The following is a 25,877-nucleotide window of genomic DNA, read 5'->3' as shown; positions in this document are numbered from 1 at the left end:
ACCGGCAGAGGCCCCGCCTCTCCTCATCGGCAGGCTGCCGCAGCGTAGGCCACGGGAACTGAGACGCTCGCCCCGTCACCCGAGGTGGCCGCGAAGTCCGCAACTCCGGTCGGGATGGATCCGAGTCGCGTGTTGAAAGGCACCGCCACCGTCTTTCCTGGCGGGATCTCGAGAAGCGACTTCGTGCCGTACACCGTCGAGATCGTGACCGAGATGGGACCGCTCGAGTCGTTGCGAACCGATGCGTAGAGATGCACCTTCCCTGCTACGCATCGAGTGGCGACCGACGGTGTGATCTCAATCGCCTCGGCTGCATCGATCGTCACGGTGGCGTTCCCGACCGCGCCGGAGCGCTCGTCTCGCGCCGTCACGGCGTAATCGCCGGCGTCGAGCCGCGGGATGGTCATCGTCGCCTCGCTGTCCGCATCGACCTTCGTGCCGGCCCGGAACACCACGCTGCCATCCACCACCCGCGTCGCTGTGACGACCATGAAGGCATCCCGCGACGTCGGGTTGGTCAGCGTCGCAGTCGCAGCGCCGTCGCCTGCGCCATCATTCGCTGGCGCCGTGGCGGCCACGCTGAGGCCGGGAGCGACGATGTCCGCGCCGAACAGGAGGTCTCGGAATCCTGCAGTCGACACGGGGCCCTGGAGCCCGCCATTGGCGACATGCCCCACACCCGCATCCAGCGCGGCCTGCGGTTTGGAGGTGAAGAACCCGGCACGCGAACCGAGCGGCTGGAACGTCGCTCCGCCGTCGATGGAGTACGACGCGACGAGCGTCGTACCGTTCTCTCGGGTCAACCGCAGCGTCACGGGAGTCGTGATCGTCTGTGCGACGTTCCATGGCGTGGTCGCGGCGACCTCGATCGGATACCAGTTCGATCCGGAGTTCTCCACGGTGAATCGGATGCCACGCGTAGGGGTGACGACGAGTGCGGCAAACCCGCTGGACGTGCCCGTGCCGTTGGATGCACCGCTGCTGCCCGCCGTCGACACAGAGAGATCGTCACGGATGACGATGCCCGTCTTCGTAAAGTCGCTCACTCTCTCCTGCCCGGTCACCGTGACCTGAACGAAGTCATTCGCCCCGAGCACGTCGCTTCGATAGACCGAGCTGTACGAATCGGTCTTCGTCGAGTTCTCCCCGCTGATGTCGTTGCTTCGCTGCCGTATTATCGCGATCTGGTCCCCATCCACACCGAGGGACTGCGAGGTGGCGCCGCCGGGTTGGCCGGACTTCCATGGCTCGGGAAGTTCGGAGAACGTGCCGTCGGTGATTACCATCTCCGTCGTGACCTCCGGAGATCCGTCATCGCCGACGACGGTGATGAGGTAGGACCCGGCCTTGAGTCGCGCCGCGCGGGTTGAAGCTGTGGCGCCGGAGTCCACCGTGAGCTCGGTGCTGTGCACCGTCGCACCGGCGGCGTCGGTCACCGTCACCTCGTAGGCAGCAGGATGCTCCGCCTCGTTGCGTACGTCGATCACACCCGCACCGGTCGCCAAAGCGGGTACCGTCGCCTCGCGATCGCTGACGACGACGGCGGGAGCCGCCGGTGCGACATCTCGGACGATGATGCGGATCTCCTGAGTGGCCGCGCCGCCGGCACCGCGCGCCTCGACGGTGGCGGAGAACACTCCGGCCTCAGTCGGCTCGCCTTCGATCTTTCCATCCTCGGCGAGGTTCAGCCCGGCGGGAAGGGCACCATCGACGACGGCGAAGCTCGAGGTGCGCGTGGCCGTGAGCGCGAACGAGTACTGCTCACCCACGACCGCGTCGTTCGGCCGACCCGACGTGATGACGGGCGCTGTGGATTCGTTCGTGAACGTCAGGTCTGAGAACGTCGCGGTTGATGTCGTGAGCGCTGCCCTGGCGTGTACGGATGTGCGATCCGCGCTGGAGTGCAGGACCCCCGCGTCGAGCACCCCCGCATCAGCACCGACGAGCGCAACCGTGCCCGAGAGCTGTGTGAACGCCGTGCCGTCTGTGGAGTACCAGCCGGTGAGGGTGTTCTCCTCGCGGACGATACGCAGCCAGATCGGGCGAGCCGACACGCCTGCCTGCGCGACCTGGGTGTCGATCACACCGTCGCCGTTCTGGTCGAATCGGAAGGCGACCCACCCGGGTTCAGCGACGAGTGTCGCGTAGCCGGTCGACTTCTCTGCCACCGCAGCATCTGCGAGTCGGCTGAGATCGTTCCGCACGGCGAGGCCCGTGCGGTAGAACGCCCCTTCAACGGCGTTGATCTTTACTGTCACCGAACCGTCCTCGCTGAGCCCGTCTGGCGCGTACACCGTGGAGTACTCGTCGCCGGCGTTCCCGATGTCCCGGCCCGAGGATTGCACGGCGATCGTGCGACCGTCCTGCACTGCCTGGGGCGACAGGTACGTCGAGAATCCGGCTGTGCTCAGCCCGGGTTCGACGGGCCCGCCGAGCACGACAGGAAGGGAACGCTTGACGCTCTGCGAAGAGCCCTGTTCGGTCATGGCCGCTGACACCGACACCGACCCGTCCGTGATGGCGGCGTTTCCGGTGATCCGCCAGACCGCCGTGCCCGTCTCCCCCGGGGCGAGCGTCGCGGGAGCCTGCGTCACCGGCTCGAGGCCGACCGCGGCGGAAGGTGTCGCGGTGAGCGCGATATCGGACAACACGGTAGATCCGAGGTTCTCGATCGTCGCCGCCAGAAGCTGCGACCCGGATTCGTCGCGAGAGAGCGACAGGTCCAGCCCACGAGGCTCGCCCACTCGGTCGCCGTCGCGCCGATACTCGGGTCGGATGCCTGCCTGCGCGATCACGCGCTGCGCGTCGAGTGGGAACTCCGAGATCCCGATCTGACTCCGGGTCGTGATCCTGTTGTTCCACCGCCCGTCCCCGTTGGGGTCGCATGCACCCGAGTCATAGCACCACGGCCCCTGATTCAAGCCACCGCCGAGCACCCACGTCCCGTCGACGGTGTTGTCGCGCGTGGTGTTGGGCTGGCCGTTGGAGGGTGTCGCGGCACCGTCCGTGAACGCGTTGGCGAACGTCCACGTGCCCCCGGCGGTGAGCACATTGTTCTTCGCCGTCATGTACCGGGTGCCCTCGTCGAAGTAGAGCTTGTACCCGTCCGCGCCGATCACGTAGTTGCTGTCCCAGGAGCTCCCCGGAGTCGCACCGAGGTTGTAAAGGATCCCGCCGTCCGACCCCTGCTGTTTGAAGTCCCACATCACGTTGTGCGCGATGTGCACGTTGCGGTTGATCGTCGGATCATCGTTCGCGTAGCGCTTCGAGAACAGGTACGCGCCGCGTCCCTGGTACGCAGGGTTTCCCCCCGCGTCGGGGATGCCCCATGCCCACCCGCTGTCGATCGCGTCGTACGGCCCCTTCGAGAGCTCGTTGTGCACGATCTCCGCACCGTCGAAGAAGGTGATGAGGATGCCGGAGACGTCGTAGTGATCTTTCCCGATGTCACGGATCCGGTTGTCGCTGATCGTGATCCCCGCGTTCAGATTCCCCGCGAGCGTCGGGTGATGCGCTTCTTCCTCGATCCCGCCGGCGGAGATCGCCGTCGCTGCGAGATCATGGAACGAGTTGTCGATCACCGAGACGTTCTCGGTGCCGAGCCCGACGCCGCTGAGCGTGGCAGCGGAGTCGTTCCCCACGCCGAGCGCCGTCGCCCCGAGATGGGCGAAGGTGTTGCGTTCGAACGAGACGTTCACGGCAGCCGAAACCTGAACCGCTGCCGACGACTGCTCGAAAAAGCTGCGGAACGACTCGAATCCGATGCAGTCCGACGGATAGGTCGGCAGCGCGCAGTTCACCTTCTGCGCGCTCGGGTGTGCAGCGTTCCATGTGGCGAGCTGCGAGGAGTTGAGCGGCAGATTCGGGTAGTCGCGCATGTTGATCAGTCTCGGGAGGTCGGCGACGTTCACAGCCGACCCGTCATCCGCATATCGGTGGACCCCGTCGTCTCCGAGACGGATGACTCGCACGGACGGAGCCTGCTCGACCCCGGTGAACACCCGCTGGTCCGATGTCGGCAGGTCGCCGGTCACCGGATCGACGAGGGCGTAGATGCGGCCCGTGATGAAAGTGCCGTTCTGCTGATTGGCGAAGCCCTCATCGGAACTCGGTCGCAGGGAGCTGACGTGCGCGAACGAGAGACCCTCGAAGTGAAGATTGGCGACCTTGTCGTCGACGCCGTCGCCGCTCACGCTCATCAGAGTCTCCATTGCGGGGGCGATGATCTCGAGCGTGTTGGGGTCGACTCCCGCCTTCGGCTTGTAGTGCAGCGATCCGGCGTTGATGTCGTGGAACCATTCGCCCGCGGTGTCGATCAGGGCGAAGGCGTTCTGGATGCGCAGGGTGCGGTGGTCGTTGTTCGGGAGGGGCTTGTCGATCGTGTCCCATCCCCACGTGTTGTTGTCCCAGGACGGCTGCCGCATTGTGGCGGATGTGCCTTCGATCGAGAGGAAAGGGGCGTATCGGTCCGTGAACGAGCCGCGACTGCGCAGTTCGACTCGTCGCTGGTCAACGGGGGACAGAGCTGCCAGCTTCGCCCAGATCGTTCCGATCTGCCCCGACAGGTACGCGGCGTCGATGGAGAACCCGGACCGCGACCAAGTGAACCGGTTCGCATCGACCTCCACGCTGGCGCGTGTCGCCTGCGCTCCTTCCACATACAGCTGGCGGAAGTCGAACTCGGAATCGATGGGTGCCTGCCAGATGCCGTCCCCATCGTCATCGTTCCATCCGACGACGGCCTTTCCGCCGGAGATCACCGGTTCGGCGTCCGCCGCTGCGCGCCACGTGACCGAGTGATCGCCCTGGCCTCCGTCCGCCGTCCGGAACACGAGCGGTTCGGCGATCTCGTACCTGCCGTCGCCGACGATCACGATCACATCAGAATCGTGGTTGACCGATCGGACGGCCTCCTGCGCGCGTTCGACGGTCGCGAACGGCGCTGACGAAGACGTTCCTGCAGACGCGTCGTCACCGTCGACGGCGACATAGAAAGTCGCCGGTTCAGCCGCAGCAGCGGCGGCGGGAGTCGTCACGAGCATGGCACCCCCCAGTATCGCGACCATAACTGGAGCTGCAAAGGATACGAATCCACCACGGGCCACGTTGACTCCTCATCGAGTTCTCACAGAATTCATCTTGAATCCGAAAAGTAAACATATGATGTAATACAACTGCTGTCAAACAGGTACCCCTAAAGAAGGAGACATCATGACCGGAACGACCCCCGCGGCTGTCGCGCAGACGTACTTCGATGCCCTCGGACGCGGCGACTTCCCCACGGTGATGGCGCAGTTCAGCGACGACATCGTGTGGCACCAGCCCGGCAACCACCGGTTCTCCGGTGATCACGTCGGCCTGGACGGCATCGGTGCCCTCCTCGGCGGCATGACGGAAGCGAGCCAGGGAAGCTTCTCCCTGACCGTCACGGGCCCCGCCATGGTGAACGGCGAGATGGTGGCCGTCCCCGTTCAGTTCTCCGGGAGCCGTGCAGACGCCTCGATGAACATGTCGGGCGTCGACCTGCTCACCGTGCGAGACGGCAAAATCGTCTCAGTCCACCTGTTCTCCGAAGACGCGCCCAGCGAGGACGCCTTCTGGGGAAGCAACTGACAGACGCATCCACGGTGAGGGCCTCGCAAGCGAAGGGGTCCTCACCGTTCTGCTGCCAGGGGGACGCTACGGCTTGCGAGAAGTGGGCGGTCTACGGCGCTCCCAGGATTCCATGATGTGATGCCGCATCGCCGCCTCGGCCGCAGCAGCATCTCCCTCGCGGATGCAATCGAGGATGTTCTTGTGCTCCTCGAGAGTCGCATCGAACGCGGCTTTCGTGGCATTCCTCGTGAAACGAGCACTCTCCCGTGCCCGGGAGTAGAGCGTCTTTGTGATGCCTTCGGCCAGAGGGATATGCGAGAACGACATGACTGCCGTGTGGAAGGCCATGTCAGCGTCGGAGAATCCGTCGATGTCGTCGATCGTCTCCGACATGCGCTGGAAGGCATGGTCGAGCTGATCGACCTCCGACAGCGTGCGCCGTCCTGCCACCGCAGCGGCCATGGCACCCTCGAGTGCGCTGCGCACGATCGCGAGGTCATCCAGGACACCGAGCGAGGCGTCGTTCTCCAGCATGACCTGGAGCACGACAGGGTCGAGCAGATTCCACGAGTCGCGGTGTCGCACCGTGGTGCCGCTGCCTCGCACCACCGTGACGAGCCCCTTCTCCTCGATGCTCCTCATCGCCTCTCGGACGACGGTACGACTCACCCCGAAGTGCACGCTGAGGTCGGCCTCGATCGGAAGCATCGACTTCTCGGGCAACTCGCCTGTGACGATGGCAGTGACGATGTCGTGCACGACAACGACACCGAGCCGGCCGGCTCGACCGCGTGCGGTCCCACTGAACACGTCCTCGGGGAGCGGTCTGGTCGGGGAGTCAGTCATCGTGTGAAGTATAGGGGAACGCCCGCGCACTCACCGGGAGCCCATCCTGCGCGGTCATCGCCAGACCGGCGCGTGCTGGTCGGACGTGCGGACCCGCTTGCTCCCGCCAGTTGCCCTGCGGATTCGCGTCGCGGATGAGGGTCTCGTCGATCTGGATACCTGCTCCGGCCTGATCGCCGAGGACGATGCCGCCGTCCGCATACTCCTGGTCGACCGTAACACCGAAGGGCGCCCCCAGATCCTGCACTTCCGCGGAGAGATGATTGGGAGCGGCGGCGGCAGCGTGGGCGACCGCGGGGTTGCTCGTGAGTCCCACCGGACTTGTCGGCAGATCGCGGAAATGCGCGGCCGCGGCGACGCGCAGGAAATGCGTGATCCCCCACACCGCACCGGTCTGCACTATGTCCACGGCGCCCTGATCGAGCAGAGGCCGGAACTGCTCCAGCCCGGTGAGATTCTCCCCCGTCGCCACGCTCGTGCGAACCTGCGAGGAGAGACGTCTATGCCCCTCCGCATCCCACCGCCGCAGCGGCTCCTCGATCCAGGTCAGGTCGACGGCCACCTCGACTTCGGAGACGTACCGCACCGCCTGTTTGAGATGCCAGGACTCGTTCGCGTCGAGCATGAGGGCCGGCCGCGGTGTGTTGGCGCTCAATGCATCCCGGATGAGCAGCAGTCGCCGGATGTCAGCCTCAGCATCTCGTCCGCCCTTGAGCTTGCCGGCGGCGAAACCGCGATCCGCCATGGTCGCATAGAACGCGACCAGCTCGTCATCCCCGAGCGCGATGTCAAGGCCGGAGGCGTAACCCGGCACGAATCGGTCCGCCGCGCCGAGAAGGCGCCAGAGCGGTTCACCGGCTGCCTTCGCCTTGAGGTCCCAGAGCGCGGAATCAAGGATGCCGATTCCGCCGAACGTGGCACCCCCATGTCCCGCCTTGAACGAATGCGACAGAAGCGCGTCGTACAGACTCACGACGGCACGAGGATCTCGCCCCTCGATGGCCGGAAAAAGCTGTGCGACATCGTGATCGGAGCCGATGCCGATGCCTTCGATCCCGGCGTCCGTCTCAAGTATCACGACGGCGACTTCCGTGATGCCGGAGGCGATGAAACCATTGACGTCGCCGACCGGGCGCCCCCAATCTCGATGGGTGCGGACCGTACGGTATCCGGTGATCTTCATTGTGTCTTCAAACCTGACTTCCGAGCAAAAAAACATACATCATATGTGGGAGTGTTCAACTAAGCGACGCCATGCGACCGCGGGTACCGATGCCGAATATCGGCGGAACGCGCTGCGCACATGATCGGGTGTGCGCATGCCGACGACGACGGATGCCACCCCCCGATCCCGCAGTGGAAACTGCACAGCCGCCTCCGGCAGCTCGCACCCCGCGTCATCGCAGATCGCAGCGAGATCCTTCGCGGCACGAATGTTCTCCGGCGAGGCCTGCCGGTAATCGAAGCTGGCGTCATCGGAGACGATCCGGGTGCTGAGCAGACCGGAGTTGTATACGGCGGCCGCGACGACGGCGACCTTCCGCTCCGCGGCGAGGGGCAACAGTTCCAATTGCGCCGTGCGATCGAGGAGCGTGAGGCGCCCGGCCACCATGACCACGTCGATGTCGCATTCTCGGACGAATCGTGCCAGCATCGACGCCTGATTCATTCCGGCACCAATCGCGCCGACGACGCCTTGATCACGAAGCTCCATGAGGGCGGCGACCCCAGAAGTGGAAGCCTGCTCCCAGTGCGCGTCAGGATCGTGAAGATAGGCGATGTCAAGGCGATCGAAACCCAGCCGGTCGAGGGTGTCCTCGACCGAGCGCATCACCCCGTCACGGGAGAAGTCCCATCTGCGTCGATGGGTCGCGGGCACGATGAACCCCTGAGCGTCATCGAGTACCCCGGCGGCCGCACGCTCGGGCGTGTCGATAAGGAGGCGGCCGACCTTCGACGACACGACGAAATCGTCTCGCGGGCGATCTGCCAAAGCATCACCGAGCCTTCTCTCGGAGAGTCCCAGACCGTAGTGCGGAGCCGTGTCGAAGTAACGGATCCCCTGCGACCAGGCCTCATCCACGGCCGCCCGCGCGTCCTCGTCCGTGACGCTCCGAGAGAGGTTCCCGAGTTGAGCCGCGCCGAATCCGAGCTCGGTCACCGATACGCGGCCGATCGTTCGTGTACCCATCGGTTCCATCTTTCAGTCCCGATGCCAGATCTCATCGAACTGCTCCCAGTTCGGCTCAGCGGATCCTTCCCGGAAAGGCCGCTGGCACGGCGCAGTCTCGGCCCACCACCTCTGCGTCACGGGGTCGGCAGCCATGGCACGCTGATCGGCGTCGTAGTCATCCCCCACGTACTCGTAGTACGCGATCAGCACGCCGTCGAGTTCGAAGATCGTGAAGTTGCGGATACCGCACTCCGTGATGGTCTCCTCGACATGAGGCCAGACGCTGCGATGCAGCCGGAGGTACTCATCCCGCTTCGAAGGCACAAGTCGTGCCGCCATGCCGAACCGTCGAACGTTCGCGACGGAGTCCGGGCCGCTCACTCTTTGGTACCTCCAGCCGTCATTCCGCTCACCAGGAACTTCTGGGAGAACAGGAAGATCACGAGCACCGGTGCGACGGAGACGATCGTGGCGAGCGCCAGCACCGGCAGGCTGATCGTCACCGATGCCGAACTCGTGGGATTGAACAGCGGCACGTTGGACAGCAACTCGACGAGTCCGACCTGGATCGGCGATTTTCGCCCTGGGGCAGCGACGAACGGGAGGAAGTAGTTGTTCCAGTTGCCGACGAGGTTGAAGAAGCCGACCAGTGCGATCACGGGGGTCGCCAGGGGCATGGCGATCTTCACGAACACCCGGAGTTCGCCGGCGCCGTCGATCCGCGCCGCATCGAGCAGGTCCCTCGACACGCTGGTCGAGAAATAGATGTATGTGAGGTAGACACCGAAGGGGAAGAACGAGAACGGCAGGATGACGGCGAGAGGATTCCCGATGAGCCGGACAGCCGAGAGTTCGAGGAAGATCGGGAGCACCAGTGCCGTGTTGGGGATGAGCATGACCACGAGGGTGAGCATGAGCAGTGCTCTGCGAAGGCGGAACTCGGTCAATGCGAGGGCATAGCCGGCAGGGATGCTGACCAGCAGCGTCACCACCAGTGCCGCACCGCTGTATAGAACCGAGTTGCCGAGCCACGTCCACACGATGCCGTTCTGGAACGCGACCAGTGCGTTCCAGTTGGCGATGAGGGTGTCGAACGTGCCCGCACTGAAGGGCGCGTTGAGCAGCAGCTCCCCCGCGGTCTTCGTGGGCGCCAACAGCAGCCACACGATCGGCACTGCGAAGAAGAGGGCGAAGAAGAGCAGGATCGCCACGACCAAGGCCCGGCCGATCCAGCGTCCGGGACTCATCCCGGACAGTTCGGCGGATCTCCTCGAGTTCGCCCGTTCGTCGCTTCTTGCGGGAGCGAAGTCAGTCGCGCTCAAAGAGTCCTCCTCGGAAGACGAAGATCGCAGACAGCGCCGCCGCAACGAGAAGCAGAAGCAACGAGATCGCGGCGGAGCCGTTGAAGTCGCCCTGCCGGAACGCGTAGAGGTACGCCAGCTGGTTGATGGAGTAGTCGGGGGGCACGACGCCCTTTGACGCCTGGGAGAGCACGCGTGGTTCCACGAAGAGCTGAGTACCGGCCGCGAGCGACATCACCGCCATATAGGAGATCCACTTGCGAAGGAGCGGGATCTGGATGTGCCATGCGGTCTGGACAGGTCCGGCGCCATCGATGCGCGCTGCCTCCATGACGTCACCGGAGATGTTGTTGAGGGCTCCGTACATGATGACGATCCATCCGCCGGCCCCGGTCCAGAACGCGACGACGGTGAAGATGAGCGGCAGGTTGTCGATCGACACCGTCTGAACGAAGGTCTCGAGCCCGAATGCTCGCAGAATGAACGCGACCGGGCTCACCGAGGGGTCCAGCAGGAAGAGCCAGAGCATCACGCTCGACGCACCTGCGAGTGCCCCGGGGATGTAGTAGACGAATCGGAAACTGCTCGAGAGCCATCGACGTCCGAGGGAATGCACCACGAGCGCGAGAAGCACGACGAAGACGAGCAACGACACCAAGTAGATGACCAGATACAACGCGACATGCCCGACCGCGGGCAGGAACCGGTAGTCACCGAACACCTGGGCGAAGTTCGCGAAACCGGCGAAGGCACCGTCGGCCGTGAACGCCAGGAAGATCGTGTAAAGCGTGGGCAGGATGCCGAAGGCGACCAGGAGGATCGTGTAACCGGAGACGAACACGTATCCGACGCTCGCCTGCGAGCGGTCGAGCCGCCGAGGACGAGCGGGCCGTCGGGAGTTGGGGCCGGGCGCCCGCCGCCTCCCCTCGAGGGGGAGCGCGGCGGGCGTCGTGGTGGGAATGGAGATGGGATTTCCTTTGCTCGGGCGAAGGTCGAGTCGCGACGAACGGCGGCTACTTGATCGAGTAGCCCTGCACCTGTGCTTCGTTCTCGTACTCGGCCTGCCATTCGGAAGTCAGTTCGCTGAGCGACTTTCCGGCGGCGAGACCGGGGATGACGATCGACGAGTACGCGGTCTCCGGGCTGAAGGACGGGAAGCCCCAGCCGCTCCAGACGCTCTTCGCCGCCTGCGTGATGGCCGCGGAGAAGTCCCCGGCGAAGTATCCCGACTCGGACTGCTGATCGAGCCACGCCTCCGCCGTCGACGCGTATGCGGGAAGGCCGGTCGCGAGCTCGGCGGCCTTGTCGGAGTTGCTCACGTATTCGAGGAACGCAGCCACACCCTCGAGATTCTTCGAGTGGCTCGAGCCGTACCAGACTCCGCCGCCGACGTTGCCGGTCACTTCATCCTCGCCCTCCCAGAAGAGAGGCGCCGCGGCGCCGATCGAGCCGGCTTCGGCGTTGAGGCTGTCGGGATTCTGGAAGATCGCCCCGGCGTACCACGCCGGACCGGGAGTGCCGAGCAGCTTGTCGCCGTACTTCGTGACGAAATCTGCACCGAAGACGCTGTCCTGGACGAGAGTGCCGTTGTCGAGCATGTGGTCGATCAGGTCGGTCACCTTTTCGGCGTTCTCGTCGCTGAAATCGCTGGAGAAGGAATCGCCGTCGACCTGGAAGATCGGGGCCTCTCCGCTCCAGTAGTAGGTGTAGGGCCCGGAGAACGAGTCGCCGACCGAGCCGAGGATGTAGCCAGGGTGCTCGGCGGCGACCTTGTCGCTCAGGTCGCGATAGTCCTCCCACGTGGTGGGTACTTCGTAGCCGAACTCCGACATCAGGGTCTCGTTGTACCAGTACACGACCGGTGCGAGATCATTGCGCACGCCGTAGACATTGCCGTCTCGCGTCATCGGATCGAGAGCGCCGTCCGTGAATCCGTCGAGGAACTCATCGGACATCAGCCCCTTGTTGAGGACGGCCGCATATGGCTGCACGCCGTTCTGCTCGACACCCGCCCACGCCGTGTCGTTCTGCTGAGTGGAGAACACCACGTCCGGCCAGCCCTCGCCCGACTGATCGAACAGGGCGACCTTGGTCTTGAACGAGTCGCTGCCGCCAGAGCTGCCGTCATACGTCTCGATGTTGATCTCGACGTCGGGGTTCTCCTCCTGGAATGCTTTCGCGATCGGTTCGCGTGCGGCATCGACCCAGACGGTGAGCGGGGCGGTCGCATCCTGCTCGACCGCGGGGAACCCGTACTGGTCGTCAGTCTGGCCTGCGGGTCCGCTGCACGCTGCAAGCAGCCCGACGGTGGCGATCGTCGTCGTGCCGAGCGCGAGCATCCGGGCGATTGAGCGGTGGGGGCGTCGCTGCTGTGTGTTCATAGCGGGTCCTTTTCGAGTCGGCTTCTTTGTCGTGAAAAGACCGCCTACGGGCGGGCTGAACTCATTACATCATATATCTGATCTAAGCGACAGCCCGCTGCGCATCACGACCGATCGAGCCCCCGAAGAACGGCGCAAAGGCGGAGGCGTGCATCTCGCCATTCCGGCACAAGAAAGCCGGTGCAGCTCTCCGCAGAGAGCTGCACCGGCATTTCCTGCGTCAACGGTGCGACTGCACCTCGACCTCCCGGATCGGGGCCGGGGAGTTCCGACTGCGAAGCGCGCGGATCTGTCCGTTGATGATCACGCCGGCGATGCCGGTGATGTCACCACGATTGAGCGCCTTGATCGGATGATCGGCGGGGCCACCAACGGGCTGCTGCACCAGGACCAGGTCGGCCGGACGCCCTTCCTCCAGCACGCCCTCCTCACGTCGCAACACGCGGGCGGCGTTGCTGGTCGCGTAGGCGATGACATCGGTCGCCGGCACGCCGCCGATCGATGAGAGCTCAGCGATCGTCTTGATGATCGCGAGCGGCATGACTCCGGTGCCGGATGGCGTGTCGGAGCCGAGGATGACGCGGTCCAGCGCGCCGTGCTCCGCAGCCATGCGCTGGATGTTCAGGCTGGCCGACAGGTTGCCCGCCTGCACGAGCTGCAGCGCGGCATCCGACTCCTTCACGAGCCGCTCGACATCGGCCTCCGGCAGACTCGTCGTCCCGCCGTTGATGTGACCGGCGATGTCCGGGCGCATCGCGATGAGGTCGTCGACCGTGATGGGCGCGACACCGGGAACCGACGAAGCTCCGCCCGAGTGGGACATGACGACGAACCCCGCCGCCTGCGCCCACCGCACGTGCGGAACCGCGTCCTGCGGGACGTTGAAGCCGCCGAACCCGACCTTCATCAGCCAGATGCCCTGCTTCGCGAGATCGGCGTAGTCCTCCTCCTCCATGTACGGTCCGGTCATCAGGGACCCGCCGTGGATGCGGACCCCGCCCGGGCGGTTGTTGGTGAAGGAGCGGTTCGCCGCGACGGCAACCGCTTTCACGCCGAAGCGGTCCATCGGCCGCCCCGGGAAGTGCACCTCGCCGGCGGACATCATCGACGTGACTCCCCCGTGCATGTAGCTCTCGATGAAGCCGATCGTGTTCTGCTTCGGGTTGAAGTCACCGATCGAGAAATGCGTGTGCGTATCGAAGAGTCCAGGCAATGCCACTGCACCCTTGGCGTCGATCACGACATCGGCCTCCGCATCGGCGGGACCTCCGATCGCAACAATCCGATCGCCCTCGATGAGAACGGTCTCCACCTCTCGGACGACCTCCCCCAGGCGCCCGGTGACGATGCCGCGCAGGTTCTTGATGAGAAGCGTGCCGCTTCTGGGCCCGAAGAATTCCTCCGGGTAGGTCTCATCCCAAGTCATGCGTGTTCCACCAATCGTTGTCAGGGTCCGCGATCGCGGACCAAGGGTCTTGCTCTTCGGTTAGATCCAGTCGGTCAAGCAGCGTCGACGTGAAGGAAGGCAACGAGCTCGACCTCCACCGGGCTGTTCTTGGGAAGCGCCGCCACACCGACCGCGGACCGCGTGTGCACGCCCGCCTCGCCGAACACCTCCTTGAGGAGGAAGCTGGCACCGTCGATCACCTTCGATTGCTCCGTGAAGCCGGGATCGCTGGCCACGAAGCCGGTGACCTTCACGATGCGGTCGATGCGGCCGAGGTCACCGAGTTCTCGCTGAAGGGCGGCGATCGCGTTCACCGCGCACTGGGCTGCGAGTTCGGCCGCGACGTCCGGCGATACGAGGCCGGCGGTTTCACCGACCTTCCCCGTGGTGGATATCACACCGTCGCGGAGGGGCAACTGCCCCGAGGTGAAGACCAGCAGGCCGGCTGCGAGCGCCGCGGTATAGGCTCCGATGGCCGCAGGAGGCATGTCGGGAAGCGAGTACCCCGCGCCCTGAAGGCGGTCGATGATGTCCTGGTGTCTGCGCGAAGTCATCGCTGCATCTCCGCCGCTGTGAGAGCGGGAGTATCGCGTGAGGACTCCCGCGCGATCATGACGGAGACCACCGTGATGATCAGCATGCTTGCGACGTAGATCGCGATCGGCACCCAACTCTCGAACCGTCCGTAGAGGGCCACGGCGATGATGGGCGCGAGAGCCCCGCCGAGGATTCCTGACAACTGGAAACCGAGCGACGCGCCGCTGTATCGGACGTTCGCCGGGAACAGCTCGGTGGTGAACGCCGCCAGCGGCCCGTACATCGCCGCCCAGCACAGCATCCCGACGAAGTCCGCAAGCAGGATCAGAGCGAGGTTCTGGGATTCGAGCAGCGGGAAGAAGGCGAACACCCACAGGAGCGCGCCGATTGCGCCGCCGATGTACACCGGGCGACGCCCGAGTCTGTCGGACAGCGCCCCGAAGATCGGGATGAAGAGGATCATCGTCGCCGCGCTGACGAGGACGACGAGGGTGGCCGTCGTCTGCTCGATGCCCACCATCTGCGTGAGGTAGGTCACGACGAACAGCACGAAGATATAGAAGGCGACATCGGTGCCGATGCGTGAACCGGTGGCGATGAGCAGTTCGCGGCGCTGGGTTCGCAGCACCTCGAGGATCGGATGTTTGACCCGGTGCCCCTCGGCGGCGAGCTTCTCGAACTCGGGCGATTCCGTGACGTTGAGTCTGATCCAGAGCCCGATGGCGATCAGGACCGCGCTGAGCAGGAACGGCACTCGCCAGCCCCAGGCCAGGAACGCCTCATCATCGGTCAGCCACAGCATGACCGTGAGCGCACCGTTCGCGAGAAGCAGTCCGAGGGGGACACCGATCTGAGGCCAGCTTGCCGCGAGGCCTCGACGCTTCGGGTCGCCATGTTCCAGAGACATGAGGACCGCGCCGCCCCACTCACCGCCGAGACCGAAGCCCTGCACGAAACGGAGCACCGTCAGGGCGATCGGTGCGAGGATGCCGACCGTCCCGTAACCGGGCAGCAGACCGATGAGCATCGTCGATATCCCCATGATCATGAGCGTGATCACGAGGATGCGCTTGCGCCCGATCCGGTCTCCGAAGTTCCCGAACACGATCGCCCCGATGGGACGGGCGACGAAACCGACGGCGAAGCTGCCGAAGGCGAGAAGCGTTCCGGTGAGCGGGTCGACGGTGGGGAAGAACACGGTATTGAAGACCAGAGCTGCGGCGGTGCCGTACAGGAAGAAGTCGTACCACTCGAGAGCGGTGCCAATGACGCTGCCGCCGATGGCGCGGCGCCGCGTCCGCAGATCACCTGCTCGGGGCCTTGCGCTTGAAGTCATTTCGTCTCCTTGGAATGCCGTGGCCGGTCAGCGCATGGATGGCTTCTACCCGTCGAGTAGCGCTGACGTCGGGCGAATTCCCCCATCATGACGCCGCGGACGCCAAAAGCCAACGGTGGGTTGCTTGCATTCTCCAAACTGCTGCTTATACTCGGATATGCTCGACACGCAACGGCTACTCACCTTCGCGACAGTCGTGCGCGTGGGCAGCTTCGCGGCAGCGGCACGCGAGCTCGGCTACACCCAGCCAGGAGTGAGCCAGCAGATGAAGGCGCTGGAGCGCGATCTCAACACGACGCTCTTCGTCCGCGAAGGCCGAGGATTGAAGTTGAACGAGCAGGGAGAGGTCCTTGCGGAACGCGTCGATCGGCTCATCGACGATCTGCGCGCGACGGAAGAACGCGTCGCCGCCGTCACCCGCCTGAAGGAAGCCCGCGTCCGCGTGTGCGCCTTCCCCAGCGCCAACGCTACGCTCGTGCCGGCAGCGATCTCTCGTCTGCGGACGAAACACCTCGGCATCGAGATCGAGCTGTTCGAAGCCGAGCCTCCGGAATCTCTGGACGGGTTGGAGCGCGGGGACTATGACGTCGTCGTCGCATTTCGATACGACGATCAGCCTGCACCTGATCTCAGTGACAACCTCGAATCGATCGCACTCCTGGACGAGCCGATGGTGCTGATGTGCTCTGACGATCACCCTCTTGCGCGGCGCAAGCAGGTGGAGCTCTCGGAATTGCGGGACGAGAGGTGGGTCGCAGGATGTGTGCGGTGCCGCCAGGAGTTCGTCAGCGCGTGCGAGTACGCGGGTTTCACTCCGCGGATCGACATCACGACGGATGACAACCTCGCGGTGCAGAGCTACGTGGTCGCTGGCCTGGGGCTTGCGATGATGCCCCGCATGACGCAGTCGTTCGTCAAGCATCCGAAGCTTCGCACAAGACCTCTCCTTCCCGAACGACGCAGGCACGTCACCGCTACCATCCTGCGATCACAGCGGCGCACGCCGGCCGTCGTCCGGGTGCTCGAATCGTTACGGCAGGCGGCCGCCTCCTTGGCTTCCGCAACGCCTATATAACTCCCCGTTTGACTTGCAACAGATTCTCACGCTCGCGGTTTGACCGAGTTCTCTTCAAGCTGGGAGAACGCGCGGACGTCATGCTCCGTGCTGCCAGCACCAACGTGAGGTCACCATGTCGAGCGAGCCGTCGATCCTGTTCCCCGAACGCAACGCTCAGCGTCATAGAGCAGAGCGCCGCTGGGTCGCCCAAGCCTTGAAGCTCATCGAAGCCGAGGCCGGCCGCAGCGGGTGGACACCTCTGTTGCCTGTGAAGCTCGCAGGGCTGTCCGGCGTCGATGTGTATCTCAAGGATGAGTCTCTGCATCCGACGGGCAGCTTGAAGCACCGGTTGGCGCGATCGCTCTTCGTGCATGGACTCTGCAACGGCGACATCGGTCCCCACACGACGATCGTCGAAGCGTCAAGCGGATCCACCGCGGTCAGCGAGGCATACTTCGCTCACATACTCGGCCTCGAGTTCGTCGCCGTCATTCCTGCGGCCACCAGCCGCGAGAAGATCGAGCTCATCGAGCGGCACGGCGGTAAAGCCCATCTCGTCACGGATCCCGCTGATGCTGTACGAACGGCTGAGCAGATCGCCCGCGAGGGCGACGGCCATTTCATGGACCAGTTCACATTCGCCAGTCAGGCGACGAACTGGCGTGACGGCAACGTCGCAAGCGAGATCTTCAGTCAGATGCTGCGAGAGAACCACCCGATCCCGCAGTGGGTCGTAGTCGGCGCGGGCACCGGAGGTACCAGCACCTCGATCGCGCGTTACGCGCGATTCCAGGGATTGGAGAGCCGCATCGCGGTCGTGGACCCCGAGGGCTCCGCGTTCTATGAGGGCTGGCTGCGAGACGACTGCGCTGTCGTCACCAACACAGCATCGCGAATCGAAGGCATCGGCCGATCTCAGGTGGAGCCCTCGTTCTTTCCGAATCTCATCGATGAGGTCATCCCGGTGCTGGATGCGGCATCTGTGGCAGCGATGCGATGGATATCACGGACCCTCGGCAGGCGGGTCGGCCCCTCGACGGGCACCAATATCTGGGGCACGCTCCAGCTTGCCCAGCGCATGGTCGCGAGCCGTCACCCCGGGAGCATCGTGAGCCTCGTGTGCGACGCCGGCGACCGCTATGCCTCGACCTACTACAACGACGACTGGCTCACCGCTCAGGACCTCGACATCAACCCGTTCGAAGAGGCGCTCGCCGAATTCGAATCGACCGGCGTCCTGCGCACCCCTGAGTACTGAGCTTCCGGACGCACATCGGAGCCTCCCCTCGAAAGAGGGGAGGCTCCGATGGTTACTGCGCGGCCTCCATCGCGGAGATCGCTTCCGCAAGCAGTGCACCGTTGCTGGTGATGATCGGGATGTCGAGGAGTTCACGCAGTCGTCGCGCGGCTTCGACCGCGCGCAGATTCGTGCAGGAGAGGAAGATCGCCTCGGTGCTCGAGTCCTGTGCGGCATCGATCGCCCATTGCACGATCTCGCCGACCGAGATCATCGCGATCTCGTGCACGTCGGACAAGCCCATCGAACGCTGGGCCGAGACTGCTATCCCGTCCTCCTCGATCCCGCGGCATACGGCCATCGTCAAATCTTCGGGATAGGGCGTGATCACAGCAACGCTCGAGACATCGGCACGCGTCAAGACCATTCGCACCGCGTGGTTGGCGCTGATGGCCGGCGCCGAGCAGCTCCGGCTGATGAAGTCCAACAGGTCCTGTTCGGCCTCCGCCCCCAGAAGAGCCGTGGCACTGGTGCAGGCGAATACGACCAGATCCGGCCGAGTGGTCGCCAGCGCGGCGACCGCCCCCTTCAACTGATCATCGAGCATGCGCAGCTCAGCGTCGGCAGACAACCCGTCCAGCAGCATGCGCGCTGTGTGCATGCTGATGTTCGGCGGCAGTATCAGGCGGCTGTCGGGCTCAAGCACTGTATTCGGCGAAGGCACCAACACACCGAGCCGCATCATCGATCGCTCTTGCGCACCGGAACCGCTCCCGGGCTCGATCATTTGTTCACGATGTGCTTGGGGGCGATGTAGGCCAGCGCCGCCCCGATGATGAGGAACGTCGCGATGATGTACAGGCCGACGGTGGCCGAGCCGGTCAGATCAGTGACGATGCCCATCATGTAGGGACTCGCGAAGCCCGAAAGGTTTCCGAAGGAATTGATGATCGCGAGCGCCGCGGCGGTTCCGACACCCGTGAAGAAGGCGCCGGGCAGATTCCAGAACATCGCCAGGGCGGGATAGACGCCCATCGCCGCCACGGAAAGCGCTGCGATCGCTGCGACAGTACTGACGGGCGACAACAGGGCAGAGGCACAGAGTCCGACGGCGCCGATGAGCAAGGCGACAGCCAGATGGTGCCGCCGCTCCAGCCGTGCATCGGAGCTTCTGCCGAACAACACCACGGCGAGCGCCCCCAGACCGAAGGGGATGGCAGCGACGAGCCCGATGCTCAGGGCGCCGCTGACCCCCGCTGCCTGGACCAGCCGAGGCAACCAGAACGTCAGTCCGTAGATTCCGAAGGCCTGGCAGAAGCACAGCACGATGAGATAGATGAGCCACTTGTTGTGGAGCAGTTCACGGACGCTGTGAGCGGCGAACGAACTCTTGCGCTCTCGTTCGACGGCGAGATCCCTCTCGATAACGTCGCGCTCCGCCGGGGTGAGCCAGCGCGCTTCCGCAGGTGAGTTCGACAGGAGCTTCAGACACAAGAGGCCGAGCACGATGGAGGGGATCGCCTCGACGATGAACAGATGCTGCCATCCGGCGAAGCCGAACAGTCCATCCATGCCAGAGAGGATCGCGCCCGAGAGCGGAGCTCCCACCATCCCGGCGACGGGCAGTGCCAGGATGAAGAGGCTGGTTGCGGCGCCCCGCCGGTGCGACGGGAACCAGTACGTCAGGAACAGCAGCACGCCCGGGTAGAAGCCGGCCTCAGCCACTCCGAGGAGGAAGCGGAGAATATAGAACTGCCAGTCCTCGACGACGAAGGCGAAGAGGCCGGAGATGATCCCCCAGGCGACCATGATCCTGACGAGCGTCGCCTTCGCTCCGACCCGGTGCATATAGAGATTGCTCGGGAGCTCGAAGAGGAAGTAGCCGATGAAGAACACGCCGGCGCCCAGTCCGTAGACTGTCGCACTCCAGCCGAGATCCTTCGACATGTGCAGTTCGGCAAAGCTGACATTCACGCGATCAAGGAATGCCGCCACGTAGCACAGCATCAGAAAAGGTATCAGTCGAATGAAGGCCTTTCGATACGCGGTCTTCTCGTGCACCGTCGGAACTGCGAGGCCTGTCGTGGTATTCATGTGAAGTCCTATTCGCTGAGCAATCGAGGGTTGATCCCGGATCGACGACGGCAGTGCACGGCAGGTTCGATCGAGCACATCGGAATGCTGTACGGAAGCTTTCACAGATGCGCTGATCGTCGAACTTGCTTGTACAGGATCACTCGGGTCGAGTTCGCCGCGTTCGAGTCGCTACCGGGCATCGGTCTTGCCTGCAGCGGACTTAGGCCCATGATCGCTAGTGCGCGAGACAAAATCTACGGCATGCTTTCTTGGCTTTGTATAAGAGGTTGTTATGCCACGCTGGGCGTTCCGGGCTGAACTCGATGCGGCCCCCGGAGTGACCATCGGTACACGAGACGCACAGGGGCAATTGCTGACGCGCGCCGCCAGGAAGACGCTTCCGACGCCAACACATAAGTCATGGTTTGCCTGCTCATAGACGCGCGGGACGAGTCGCGAGCGAGTCCGCTCACCATGCGGCCTGCACTGCTTCGACATCTCCGAAACGGTATAAGATGAGCGTCCTATTAGTGCGCGTGATGCATCGGTTGCGTACTATGCACTGGTGGCAATACGCTGGAGTCATGAGATTCGATCACTGCGCACTGCAGGAGTGCGGCGTCGCTCGATTCCTCAGTCTGCTCGATGGCCCTTGGGCGACTCTGATCGTGCGAGAACTCCTCAAGAGACCGCATCGATTCAACGAATTGCTCACCGCACTCCCGGGAATCAGCGCGCACACGCTCTCCAGCCGCCTCCGCAAATTCGAGGCTCACGAGCTCGTCACTCGCACCGCGTTCGCGGAGATCCCGCCCCGCGTCGTCTACGAACTGACGCCCGTGGGCATGCAGCTACGCCCGGTGCTCGACGCCATGAACGCGTGGGCCATGACGGTCCCGCCTCGGCTCTTCGGCCTTGAGGACCCCGAGACCGTCGACAGCCCCGTCATCGCCGACTGAGCGGTGCGCGGTGGCGGCGCACCGCGTCGTAGTTGCCGCATTTCGCCGAGCAATAGGCACGTCTGCCGTTTCGGCTGGTGTCCACGAACGCCACCGGGCATCCCTCCCGCCGACACACGCCCAACCGAGCGCCCTCGGACTCAACGACGAAGAGGGCGAGCCCACCCGCGGTCACCGCCCGAACACGCGCGATGACGTCCTGCGTCTCCGACGCGAAGTGCAGATGCGGTCGAAGTGCGTCGTGTGAGGTGAGATACGGAATCGTCGTGCCTGCCGCGAGGAGTCGATTGATCGTCGTGCAGCGCGCATCAACGGTCGTCGCATGGAATACGGGCACGATCTTTTCCGCCCACGCCCGGAGCCGCTCACCAGCGACCGCATCGAGTTCCGCCCGTCGGATCTCATGCGCCGCCAGCGTTGCCGCGGCGGCTCCCTCGTGCCACCCCTGACCGACGAGGGTCACGAGATCTGCGGCGAGCAGCGGGCCGGTCATGTTGTCATGGTTGAACTGCATTGACTCATTGCATCACAGTTGCAACATGGACGTCATCACCACGGGGATCGCCCCGATCATCCTGCTGCTCGGCGGCGGGCTGATTCTGCGCCGACGCATCCTGACAGATGCCGTCTTCTGGTCAGGTCTCTCGTGGATCAGCTACTGGGTCTTCACCCCCGCCCTCTTCATCACCTCCATCGGCGCTGCTGACCTCGGCACTGTGTCGCCGGGGCCACTAGCCCTCAGCGTCAGCATCCCCACCCTGGCGGTCGCCGGACTGTCTTTAGGTGCAGCACGACTCACCCGGGCGGCCGGGCCGCAACTCACATCACTGATGCAGGGGTCGATTCGCATCAACACCTATGTCGGGCTGGTCTTCGCGTCGGCGTTGCACGCACAGGAAGGCGTGGCGACGTTCGCTCTCGCCAGTGCCATCGTCGTGCCGCTTGTCAACGTGATCTGCGTCACGACGCTCTCCCTCCACGGCGAGCGGGGCGCCACGCCCCGGCGCTTCGCGCTGTGGAGAGACCTCGCGTCGAATCCGCTCATCCTCGCATGCGGGGTCGGATTGCTCCTCAACCTGAGCGGCATCACGATGCCGGTTCTCCTGCAGACGACCCTCGACATGATCGCCGCTCCCGCTCTGGTCGTCGGCACGCTCATCGCCGGTGCCGCCCTGCGATTCACGTTCCGCGTGCGCGACCTCCTTGATGTCGGGATCGCATCTCTCCTCAAATTGTGCGTACTCCCGCTCGCGGCGCTGTGGATCGCGCTCGCCTTCGGAATCACCGGCGCATCCCTCACGAGTATCATCCTCATCACCGCGGTCCCCACGGCCCCGAGCGCCACCATCCTCGCGTCACGCATGGGCGGAGACACTCGGCTCATGGCGGCCATCACCGGCGTCCAGACCGTGCTCGCCATCGCCACGATCCCCCTCCTGCTGCTTCTCGCCGACACCGTCTCTGCATGACAAGATCACCCGGAGAGGTGGCTGTGGCTCAGCGCGAGTCGTAGCTCAGCCCGTGCCCGAACCGCAGGCGGGGATCAGCGGTGTCGAACGGAACATCGGGGCGCGACGCCTCGACCGCCGCCATGCTGGAAGGCAGATCGAAGGGCAGACGTCCGCGCGGCGCGTCGCGCCCGAACAGCACGTCGAGCACTGCTCGCGGGTGGGCGCCGTAGTTGGCGACGACCGCATGCGCCGCGTCCAGGACCGGGGAGAGAATCGCCGGCCTGTCGAGGAAGACGTCCACGATCGTGGTCGTCTTCCGGCTCAGATCGGTGAGGTGAGACACAGTCTCATCGTCCATCTCCAGCGAGCCCGCGTGGAAGTAGTTCTCGAACGCCGTCGACCTCTTTTCGTACGGCGCATGGATGCGCACGATGGCGAGGTCGGCCTGGAGCGGATCGACGACGACGGTGCCGTACTCGGCAGCGACATCTTCGGGAATGCCCTCGACGTACAGGCGCCGCCCCGTCGTGGCCGGGAGCGCGGGGCTTCCGCCCTCATCCGCACCGTTCGTGAGCAGCGTCAGAGAGGCACGCTGGGCAGCGAGGCCGGCCGCGATGAATGCCGGAGCACCGACCACCCGGCCTGCCTCCGCCTCATCGACATAGGGAGCGTCGAAGAGGCCGAGGACGAACTTCTCCGCAAGGAGTCTGCGCGCCGACTCGTCCACGCGCGCTTCAGAAATCTCGCCCGCCTCGACGAGCTCCACCAGCATCTCGGGACACGCCTCCCCACCGAATTGGTCCACTCCCGCCTCGACGGCTTTGCGCATGCGCTGGCGCGGCGAGAGATCCTCGACACCCCACGCCCGAGCAGGGAAGGGCTCCCCCTCCACGGTGGCGTCGCTGATCAGTCCCCAGTCCGTGCAGACGATCCCTTCGAATCCCAGTTCTTCGCGGAGAAGTCCCGTGATGATCGAGCGGTTGAACCCGAATCCCACCTCCTCGTATTCCGTGCCGACGGGCATGCCGTAGTAGGGCATCATCTGGGAGGCGCCCGCCGCGATCGCTGCCCGGAACGGTTCCAGGTGCAGATCGAACCGGCCGCCGGGATACACCTGCTCACGCCCATAGGCGAAGTGCGGATCTTCGCCATCCTTCTGCGGCCCGCCGCCAGGAAAGTGTTTGGCCATCGTCGCCACGGAATCGCGACCGAGGGAGGCGCCCTGGAACCCCTGGATGTAAGCGACGCCGAGACGACTCGTGAGTTCGACGTCTTCGCCGAACGTATCGAGCTGGCGAGCCCAGCGCGGCTCCGTGGCCAGGTCGATCTGGGGGTGCAGGGCGACACGGATGCCTACGGCCAGGTATTCCCGACGAGCGATATCGGCGAACTCGCGCACCACGTCCTCTTCGCGAATCGCGGCGAGGCCGAGCGCTTCCGGCCACACCGAGAACGCCCCTGCGAGGAGACCTGCGAGCGGATTGTCGCTGTAGGAGTTTCGGGGATCGGTCGATACCGTGACGGGGATGCCGAGCCTCGTCGATCGCGCGAGCTCCTGAATGCGGTTGCTCCAGCCCGCCATGGTCTCGGGCGACCCGCCGGTGAGCAGGTTGAAGTGGGTCATGTGGCGCTCGACGACGTACTCGGCGTTCGAGGGCAGATCGAACTCCGTGTCGCCGTCGGAGAGCGTGCCGCCCTCCCCCATCGAGATCATCGCGTGGAAGAATAGCCCCGCCTTCTCCTCGAGGGTCATCTGTGCGAGCAGGATCTCGACCCGTTCCGCGACCGGGAGGGTGTCGTCGCGGAATCGCTCGTCGATGCTCTGATTGTCGGAATCCATACCTGCGCCTTACTTCGTGCTTTTGACTCGGAAGATGATGATCGCGCCGACAAGCGCCGCAGCCGCGCCGACGAGGTAGAAGAGCGAGTAGCCACCGATCGCCGTGGTGGCGCCCAGCGCGATGACCGCGGGTGCGATCGCCGGAGCGATCGACTGCGGCAGCGCATTGGCGATGTTGATGACTCCGAGGTCCTTGGCCGTGTCTTCCGCATCAGGCAGCACCTGGGTGGCGAGCGCGAGGGATACCGACAGGAACGACCCGATGCCCAGCCCGATCAGCCCCTGACCGACGATGACCATCTCGACTGTCGGCGCAAACGCGATCACGACAAGGCCGGCCACCATGATGATTCCGGCGGCGAGGACGAACGGCTTGCGCCGACCCGACTTGTCGGAGAGGTAACCGGCGAGGGGGCCCGAGACCGCCTGCGCGCCGACCGCCGCCAGATTGCAGATGAGGACGGCGGTGATGGCGTCGGCTTCTGTCAGACGGAACTCGTCCGTCAGGTACAGCGGCAGATACGTGGCGATACCGGCGTATCCGAACATCACCAGAAACGTCGTCAGCCAGGTCCATCCGAAGTCCGGGTTCTTGCGGGGGTTGAAGACGAAGGAGCCGGCGAAGTCCTTCCAGCCGTAACTGGTGGCAGGCGGCGTGAGACGCACACCGTCCTTCAGCATCATGGCGAACAGCACGGTCAGCACCAACCCGATGAGCGCCGGCACCGCGAACCGCGCGAGATCCGAGTCGAGGAAGTTGACCGCGAACGTCCCGCCCAGGATGCCGAGGGAGGTGGTGATGCCGATCACACCGGACGCCAGCCCGCGCTTCCACACGGGCATCCGGTCGGCGATCGTGGCGTTCAGAGCCGCCAGTGTGCCGTTGAGCGCCGCCTGGGCGACGCACCAACCCACCAGCACCATCCAGACTTCGCTTGCCAGACCGATCGTCACGAGGGCGGCGAAGCCGACGACGGCGCCTGCGATCAGCCAGGGACGACGCATGCCGAATCGCGACATGGTCCGATCCGAGAGCCGGCCGACGAGCGGATTGAAGATGATCGCGAAGAGCGTCCCGACGCCCATCACCAGGCTGAGCGCCGCGACCGACTCACCGCGGTTTGCGGTGATGTGCTCGAGCTTGAAGGCCAGGGAGACGAAGACAGGCGTCAGCAACGCGAGGTAGACGCCGAAGTTGGCCAGACCGAGCGTCGGCAGATAGGCCACTGAGACCGGCCCGGCCGGGAGCGACCTGGTAGGCGGGGTAGTGGTGGAAGGTTGCGTCATCGTCGACTCCTTGATCGTGCCCGATTGGCGATTTCGGATCAGAATAGCGCAAACCAGATCATTTTGTAACCGAATCTCGAACAAGCTGTATCTCAATTGCCCATGCGATCATGGGTCGGTGACAGTTTCCGACCTCGACACCTCCCGCGCCGCGACGACTGCACGGACGCGCACACGGGTCCTCGAGGCAGCGAGGGTGCAGATCGCGTCGCACGGTATCGCACGCTTGCAGCTCGAGGAGATCGCCGCCGCATCGGGCATCAGCCGCCCGGGACTACTACGCCACTTCCGCTCTAAAGCAGCTCTAGTCGCCGCGCTGAGTGTCGAATTCTGCGCGGAGACGGGTACGAAGAT

The 25,877-nt window shown here is 64.7% G+C and carries 21 protein-coding genes and 1 pseudogene; 6 read left to right on the top strand and 16 right to left on the bottom strand.

The window, feature by feature from the left end; all coding sequences use genetic code 11:
• Nucleotides 1-23 precede the first annotated feature (23 nt).
• On the bottom strand, nucleotides 24-5,036 hold the full coding sequence (locus tag MRBLWH12_RS17285; RefSeq protein ID WP_363550967.1) for a hypothetical protein: 5,013 nt from the start codon (nucleotides 5,034-5,036) through the stop codon (nucleotides 24-26).
• Between the two features lie 175 nt (nucleotides 5,037-5,211).
• Here MRBLWH12_RS17285 and MRBLWH12_RS17280 point away from each other — a divergent pair, with 175 nt between their 5' ends.
• On the top strand, nucleotides 5,212-5,613 hold the full coding sequence (locus MRBLWH12_RS17280) for a nuclear transport factor 2 family protein (RefSeq protein WP_363550965.1): 402 nt from the start codon (nucleotides 5,212-5,214) through the stop codon (nucleotides 5,611-5,613).
• Nucleotides 5,614-5,679: 66 nt separating this feature from the next.
• Here MRBLWH12_RS17280 and MRBLWH12_RS17275 read toward each other — a convergent pair whose 3' ends face one another.
• The 10 genes from MRBLWH12_RS17275 to MRBLWH12_RS17230 all read right to left on the bottom strand — a co-directional run bounded on the left by MRBLWH12_RS17275 (nucleotide 5,680) and on the right by MRBLWH12_RS17230 (nucleotide 15,616).
• Nucleotides 5,680-6,441, bottom strand: coding sequence for a FadR/GntR family transcriptional regulator (locus tag MRBLWH12_RS17275; RefSeq protein WP_341975991.1), 762 nt, complete (start codon nucleotides 6,439-6,441; stop codon nucleotides 5,680-5,682).
• The gene (locus MRBLWH12_RS17270; RefSeq protein WP_363550963.1) at nucleotides 6,434-7,624 is read right to left on the bottom strand and encodes a mandelate racemase/muconate lactonizing enzyme family protein; all 1,191 of its coding nucleotides are present in this window, start codon (nucleotides 7,622-7,624) and stop codon (nucleotides 6,434-6,436) included. The genes MRBLWH12_RS17275 and MRBLWH12_RS17270 overlap by 8 nt, the downstream gene beginning before the upstream one ends.
• Nucleotides 7,625-7,663: 39 nt before the next feature.
• Nucleotides 7,664-8,632, bottom strand: coding sequence for an aldo/keto reductase (locus MRBLWH12_RS17265; RefSeq protein WP_363550961.1), 969 nt, complete (start codon nucleotides 8,630-8,632; stop codon nucleotides 7,664-7,666).
• A 12-nt stretch (nucleotides 8,633-8,644) separates the two neighbouring features.
• Nucleotides 8,645-8,953, bottom strand: coding sequence for an L-rhamnose mutarotase (locus MRBLWH12_RS17260; protein ID WP_363550959.1), 309 nt, complete (start codon nucleotides 8,951-8,953; stop codon nucleotides 8,645-8,647).
• 38 nt (nucleotides 8,954-8,991) lie between these two features.
• Nucleotides 8,992-9,936, bottom strand: a complete 945-nt coding sequence (locus MRBLWH12_RS17255) for a carbohydrate ABC transporter permease (protein ID WP_363550958.1) — start codon at nucleotides 9,934-9,936, stop codon at nucleotides 8,992-8,994.
• Entirely contained in the window at nucleotides 9,923-10,756 is an 834-nt protein-coding gene (locus tag MRBLWH12_RS17250) for a carbohydrate ABC transporter permease (protein WP_363550956.1), read from the bottom strand. The genes MRBLWH12_RS17255 and MRBLWH12_RS17250 overlap by 14 nt, the downstream gene beginning before the upstream one ends.
• A 172-nt stretch (nucleotides 10,757-10,928) precedes the next feature.
• Nucleotides 10,929-12,296 (bottom strand): ABC transporter substrate-binding protein, encoded by a 1,368-nt coding sequence (locus tag MRBLWH12_RS17245; protein ID WP_363550954.1) that lies wholly within the window; start codon nucleotides 12,294-12,296, stop codon nucleotides 10,929-10,931.
• A gap of 220 nt (nucleotides 12,297-12,516) precedes the next feature.
• Nucleotides 12,517-13,722 carry an amidohydrolase family protein gene (locus MRBLWH12_RS17240; protein ID WP_363550953.1) on the bottom strand — a complete coding sequence of 402 codons (1,206 nt, stop codon included), beginning with the start codon at nucleotides 13,720-13,722 and terminating at the stop codon, nucleotides 12,517-12,519.
• A gap of 74 nt (nucleotides 13,723-13,796) precedes the next feature.
• On the bottom strand, nucleotides 13,797-14,297 hold the full coding sequence (locus MRBLWH12_RS17235) for a RidA family protein (protein WP_363550951.1): 501 nt from the start codon (nucleotides 14,295-14,297) through the stop codon (nucleotides 13,797-13,799).
• Nucleotides 14,294-15,616, bottom strand: coding sequence for an MFS transporter (locus MRBLWH12_RS17230; protein ID WP_363550950.1), 1,323 nt, complete (start codon nucleotides 15,614-15,616; stop codon nucleotides 14,294-14,296). The genes MRBLWH12_RS17235 and MRBLWH12_RS17230 overlap by 4 nt, the downstream gene beginning before the upstream one ends.
• A 157-nt stretch (nucleotides 15,617-15,773) precedes the next feature.
• On the opposite strand from MRBLWH12_RS17230, the gene MRBLWH12_RS17225 reads away from it, so the two are divergent.
• On the top strand, nucleotides 15,774-16,691 hold the full coding sequence (locus MRBLWH12_RS17225) for a LysR family transcriptional regulator (RefSeq protein ID WP_363550949.1): 918 nt from the start codon (nucleotides 15,774-15,776) through the stop codon (nucleotides 16,689-16,691).
• A 115-nt stretch (nucleotides 16,692-16,806) separates the two neighbouring features.
• Nucleotides 16,807-17,931, top strand: a complete 1,125-nt coding sequence (locus MRBLWH12_RS17220) for a PLP-dependent cysteine synthase family protein (protein ID WP_363550948.1) — start codon at nucleotides 16,807-16,809, stop codon at nucleotides 17,929-17,931.
• Between the two features lie 52 nt (nucleotides 17,932-17,983).
• On the opposite strand, the gene MRBLWH12_RS17215 is transcribed toward MRBLWH12_RS17220, so the two are convergent.
• Nucleotides 17,984-18,655, bottom strand: coding sequence for a maleate cis-trans isomerase family protein (locus MRBLWH12_RS17215; protein ID WP_363550946.1), 672 nt, complete (start codon nucleotides 18,653-18,655; stop codon nucleotides 17,984-17,986).
• Between the two features lie 38 nt (nucleotides 18,656-18,693).
• Nucleotides 18,694-20,004 (bottom strand): MFS transporter, encoded by a 1,311-nt coding sequence (locus MRBLWH12_RS17210; protein ID WP_363550945.1) that lies wholly within the window; start codon nucleotides 20,002-20,004, stop codon nucleotides 18,694-18,696.
• 566 nt (nucleotides 20,005-20,570) lie between these two features.
• On the opposite strand from MRBLWH12_RS17210, the gene MRBLWH12_RS17205 reads away from it, so the two are divergent.
• Complete coding sequence (locus MRBLWH12_RS17205; RefSeq protein WP_363550943.1) at nucleotides 20,571-20,945, top strand: winged helix-turn-helix transcriptional regulator; 375 nt, start codon at nucleotides 20,571-20,573, stop codon at nucleotides 20,943-20,945.
• Here the strand turns inward: MRBLWH12_RS17205 and MRBLWH12_RS17200 are convergent.
• Nucleotides 20,932-21,438, bottom strand: a complete 507-nt coding sequence (locus MRBLWH12_RS17200; protein WP_363550942.1) for a CGNR zinc finger domain-containing protein — start codon at nucleotides 21,436-21,438, stop codon at nucleotides 20,932-20,934. The two genes, MRBLWH12_RS17205 and MRBLWH12_RS17200, sit on opposite strands and share 14 nt — an antisense overlap.
• Nucleotides 21,439-21,484: 46 nt before the next feature.
• Between MRBLWH12_RS17200 and MRBLWH12_RS17195 the strand changes: the two genes are divergently transcribed.
• Nucleotides 21,485-22,414, top strand: a complete 930-nt coding sequence (locus tag MRBLWH12_RS17195; protein ID WP_363550940.1) for an AEC family transporter — start codon at nucleotides 21,485-21,487, stop codon at nucleotides 22,412-22,414.
• A 28-nt stretch (nucleotides 22,415-22,442) separates the two neighbouring features.
• Here the strand turns inward: MRBLWH12_RS17195 and MRBLWH12_RS17190 are convergent, their stop codons facing one another.
• Both MRBLWH12_RS17190 and MRBLWH12_RS17185 read right to left on the bottom strand, forming a co-directional pair.
• Nucleotides 22,443-24,236 carry a glycoside hydrolase family 3 protein gene (locus tag MRBLWH12_RS17190; protein ID WP_363550938.1) on the bottom strand — a complete coding sequence of 598 codons (1,794 nt, stop codon included), beginning with the start codon at nucleotides 24,234-24,236 and terminating at the stop codon, nucleotides 22,443-22,445.
• A 9-nt stretch (nucleotides 24,237-24,245) separates the two neighbouring features.
• Nucleotides 24,246-25,523 (bottom strand): MFS transporter, encoded by a 1,278-nt coding sequence (locus MRBLWH12_RS17185; RefSeq protein WP_363550936.1) that lies wholly within the window; start codon nucleotides 25,521-25,523, stop codon nucleotides 24,246-24,248.
• Between MRBLWH12_RS17185 and MRBLWH12_RS17180 the strand changes: the two are divergent.
• A pseudogene (locus tag MRBLWH12_RS17180) lies at nucleotides 25,504-25,830 on the top strand (helix-turn-helix domain-containing protein); the annotation flags it as partial. The gene MRBLWH12_RS17185 and the pseudogene MRBLWH12_RS17180 sit on opposite strands and share 20 nt — an antisense overlap.
• Nucleotides 25,831-25,877 lie beyond the last annotated feature (47 nt).

The organism is Microbacterium sp. LWH12-1.2, assembly GCF_040675825.1.
In the GTDB taxonomy this organism is placed as follows: Bacteria; Actinomycetota; Actinomycetes; order Actinomycetales; family Microbacteriaceae; genus Microbacterium.
The sequence above is the reverse complement of the archived record's forward strand: the minus strand, read 5'-3'. Positions and strand labels throughout refer to the sequence as shown.

Excerpts from the sequence above, each read along its gene's own strand:
- MRBLWH12_RS17265 (WP_363550961.1), bottom strand. The coding sequence starts at position 8,632 with ATGGGTACACGAACGATCGGCCGCGTATCGGTGACCGAGCTCGGATTC.
- MRBLWH12_RS17195 (WP_363550940.1), top strand. The coding sequence starts at position 21,485 with ATGGACGTCATCACCACGGGGATCGCCCCGATCATCCTGCTGCTCGGC.
- MRBLWH12_RS17270 (WP_363550963.1), bottom strand. The coding sequence starts at position 7,624 with ATGAAGATCACCGGATACCGTACGGTCCGCACCCATCGAGATTGGGGG.
- MRBLWH12_RS17205 (WP_363550943.1), top strand. The coding sequence starts at position 20,571 with ATGAGATTCGATCACTGCGCACTGCAGGAGTGCGGCGTCGCTCGATTC.
- MRBLWH12_RS17280 (WP_363550965.1), top strand. The coding sequence starts at position 5,212 with ATGACCGGAACGACCCCCGCGGCTGTCGCGCAGACGTACTTCGATGCC.
- MRBLWH12_RS17225 (WP_363550949.1), top strand. The coding sequence starts at position 15,774 with ATGCTCGACACGCAACGGCTACTCACCTTCGCGACAGTCGTGCGCGTG.
- MRBLWH12_RS17245 (WP_363550954.1), bottom strand. The coding sequence starts at position 12,296 with ATGAACACACAGCAGCGACGCCCCCACCGCTCAATCGCCCGGATGCTC.
- MRBLWH12_RS17200 (WP_363550942.1), bottom strand. The coding sequence starts at position 21,438 with ATGACCGGCCCGCTGCTCGCCGCAGATCTCGTGACCCTCGTCGGTCAG.
- MRBLWH12_RS17210 (WP_363550945.1), bottom strand. The coding sequence starts at position 20,004 with ATGAATACCACGACAGGCCTCGCAGTTCCGACGGTGCACGAGAAGACC.
- MRBLWH12_RS17235 (WP_363550951.1), bottom strand. The coding sequence starts at position 14,297 with ATGACTTCGCGCAGACACCAGGACATCATCGACCGCCTTCAGGGCGCG.
- MRBLWH12_RS17215 (WP_363550946.1), bottom strand. The coding sequence starts at position 18,655 with ATGATGCGGCTCGGTGTGTTGGTGCCTTCGCCGAATACAGTGCTTGAG.
- MRBLWH12_RS17230 (WP_363550950.1), bottom strand. The coding sequence starts at position 15,616 with ATGACTTCAAGCGCAAGGCCCCGAGCAGGTGATCTGCGGACGCGGCGC.
- MRBLWH12_RS17240 (WP_363550953.1), bottom strand. The coding sequence starts at position 13,722 with ATGACTTGGGATGAGACCTACCCGGAGGAATTCTTCGGGCCCAGAAGC.
- MRBLWH12_RS17260 (WP_363550959.1), bottom strand. The coding sequence starts at position 8,953 with ATGGCGGCACGACTTGTGCCTTCGAAGCGGGATGAGTACCTCCGGCTG.
- MRBLWH12_RS17220 (WP_363550948.1), top strand. The coding sequence starts at position 16,807 with ATGTCGAGCGAGCCGTCGATCCTGTTCCCCGAACGCAACGCTCAGCGT.
- MRBLWH12_RS17275 (WP_341975991.1), bottom strand. The coding sequence starts at position 6,441 with ATGACTGACTCCCCGACCAGACCGCTCCCCGAGGACGTGTTCAGTGGG.
- MRBLWH12_RS17185 (WP_363550936.1), bottom strand. The coding sequence starts at position 25,523 with ATGACGCAACCTTCCACCACTACCCCGCCTACCAGGTCGCTCCCGGCC.
- MRBLWH12_RS17190 (WP_363550938.1), bottom strand. The coding sequence starts at position 24,236 with ATGGATTCCGACAATCAGAGCATCGACGAGCGATTCCGCGACGACACC.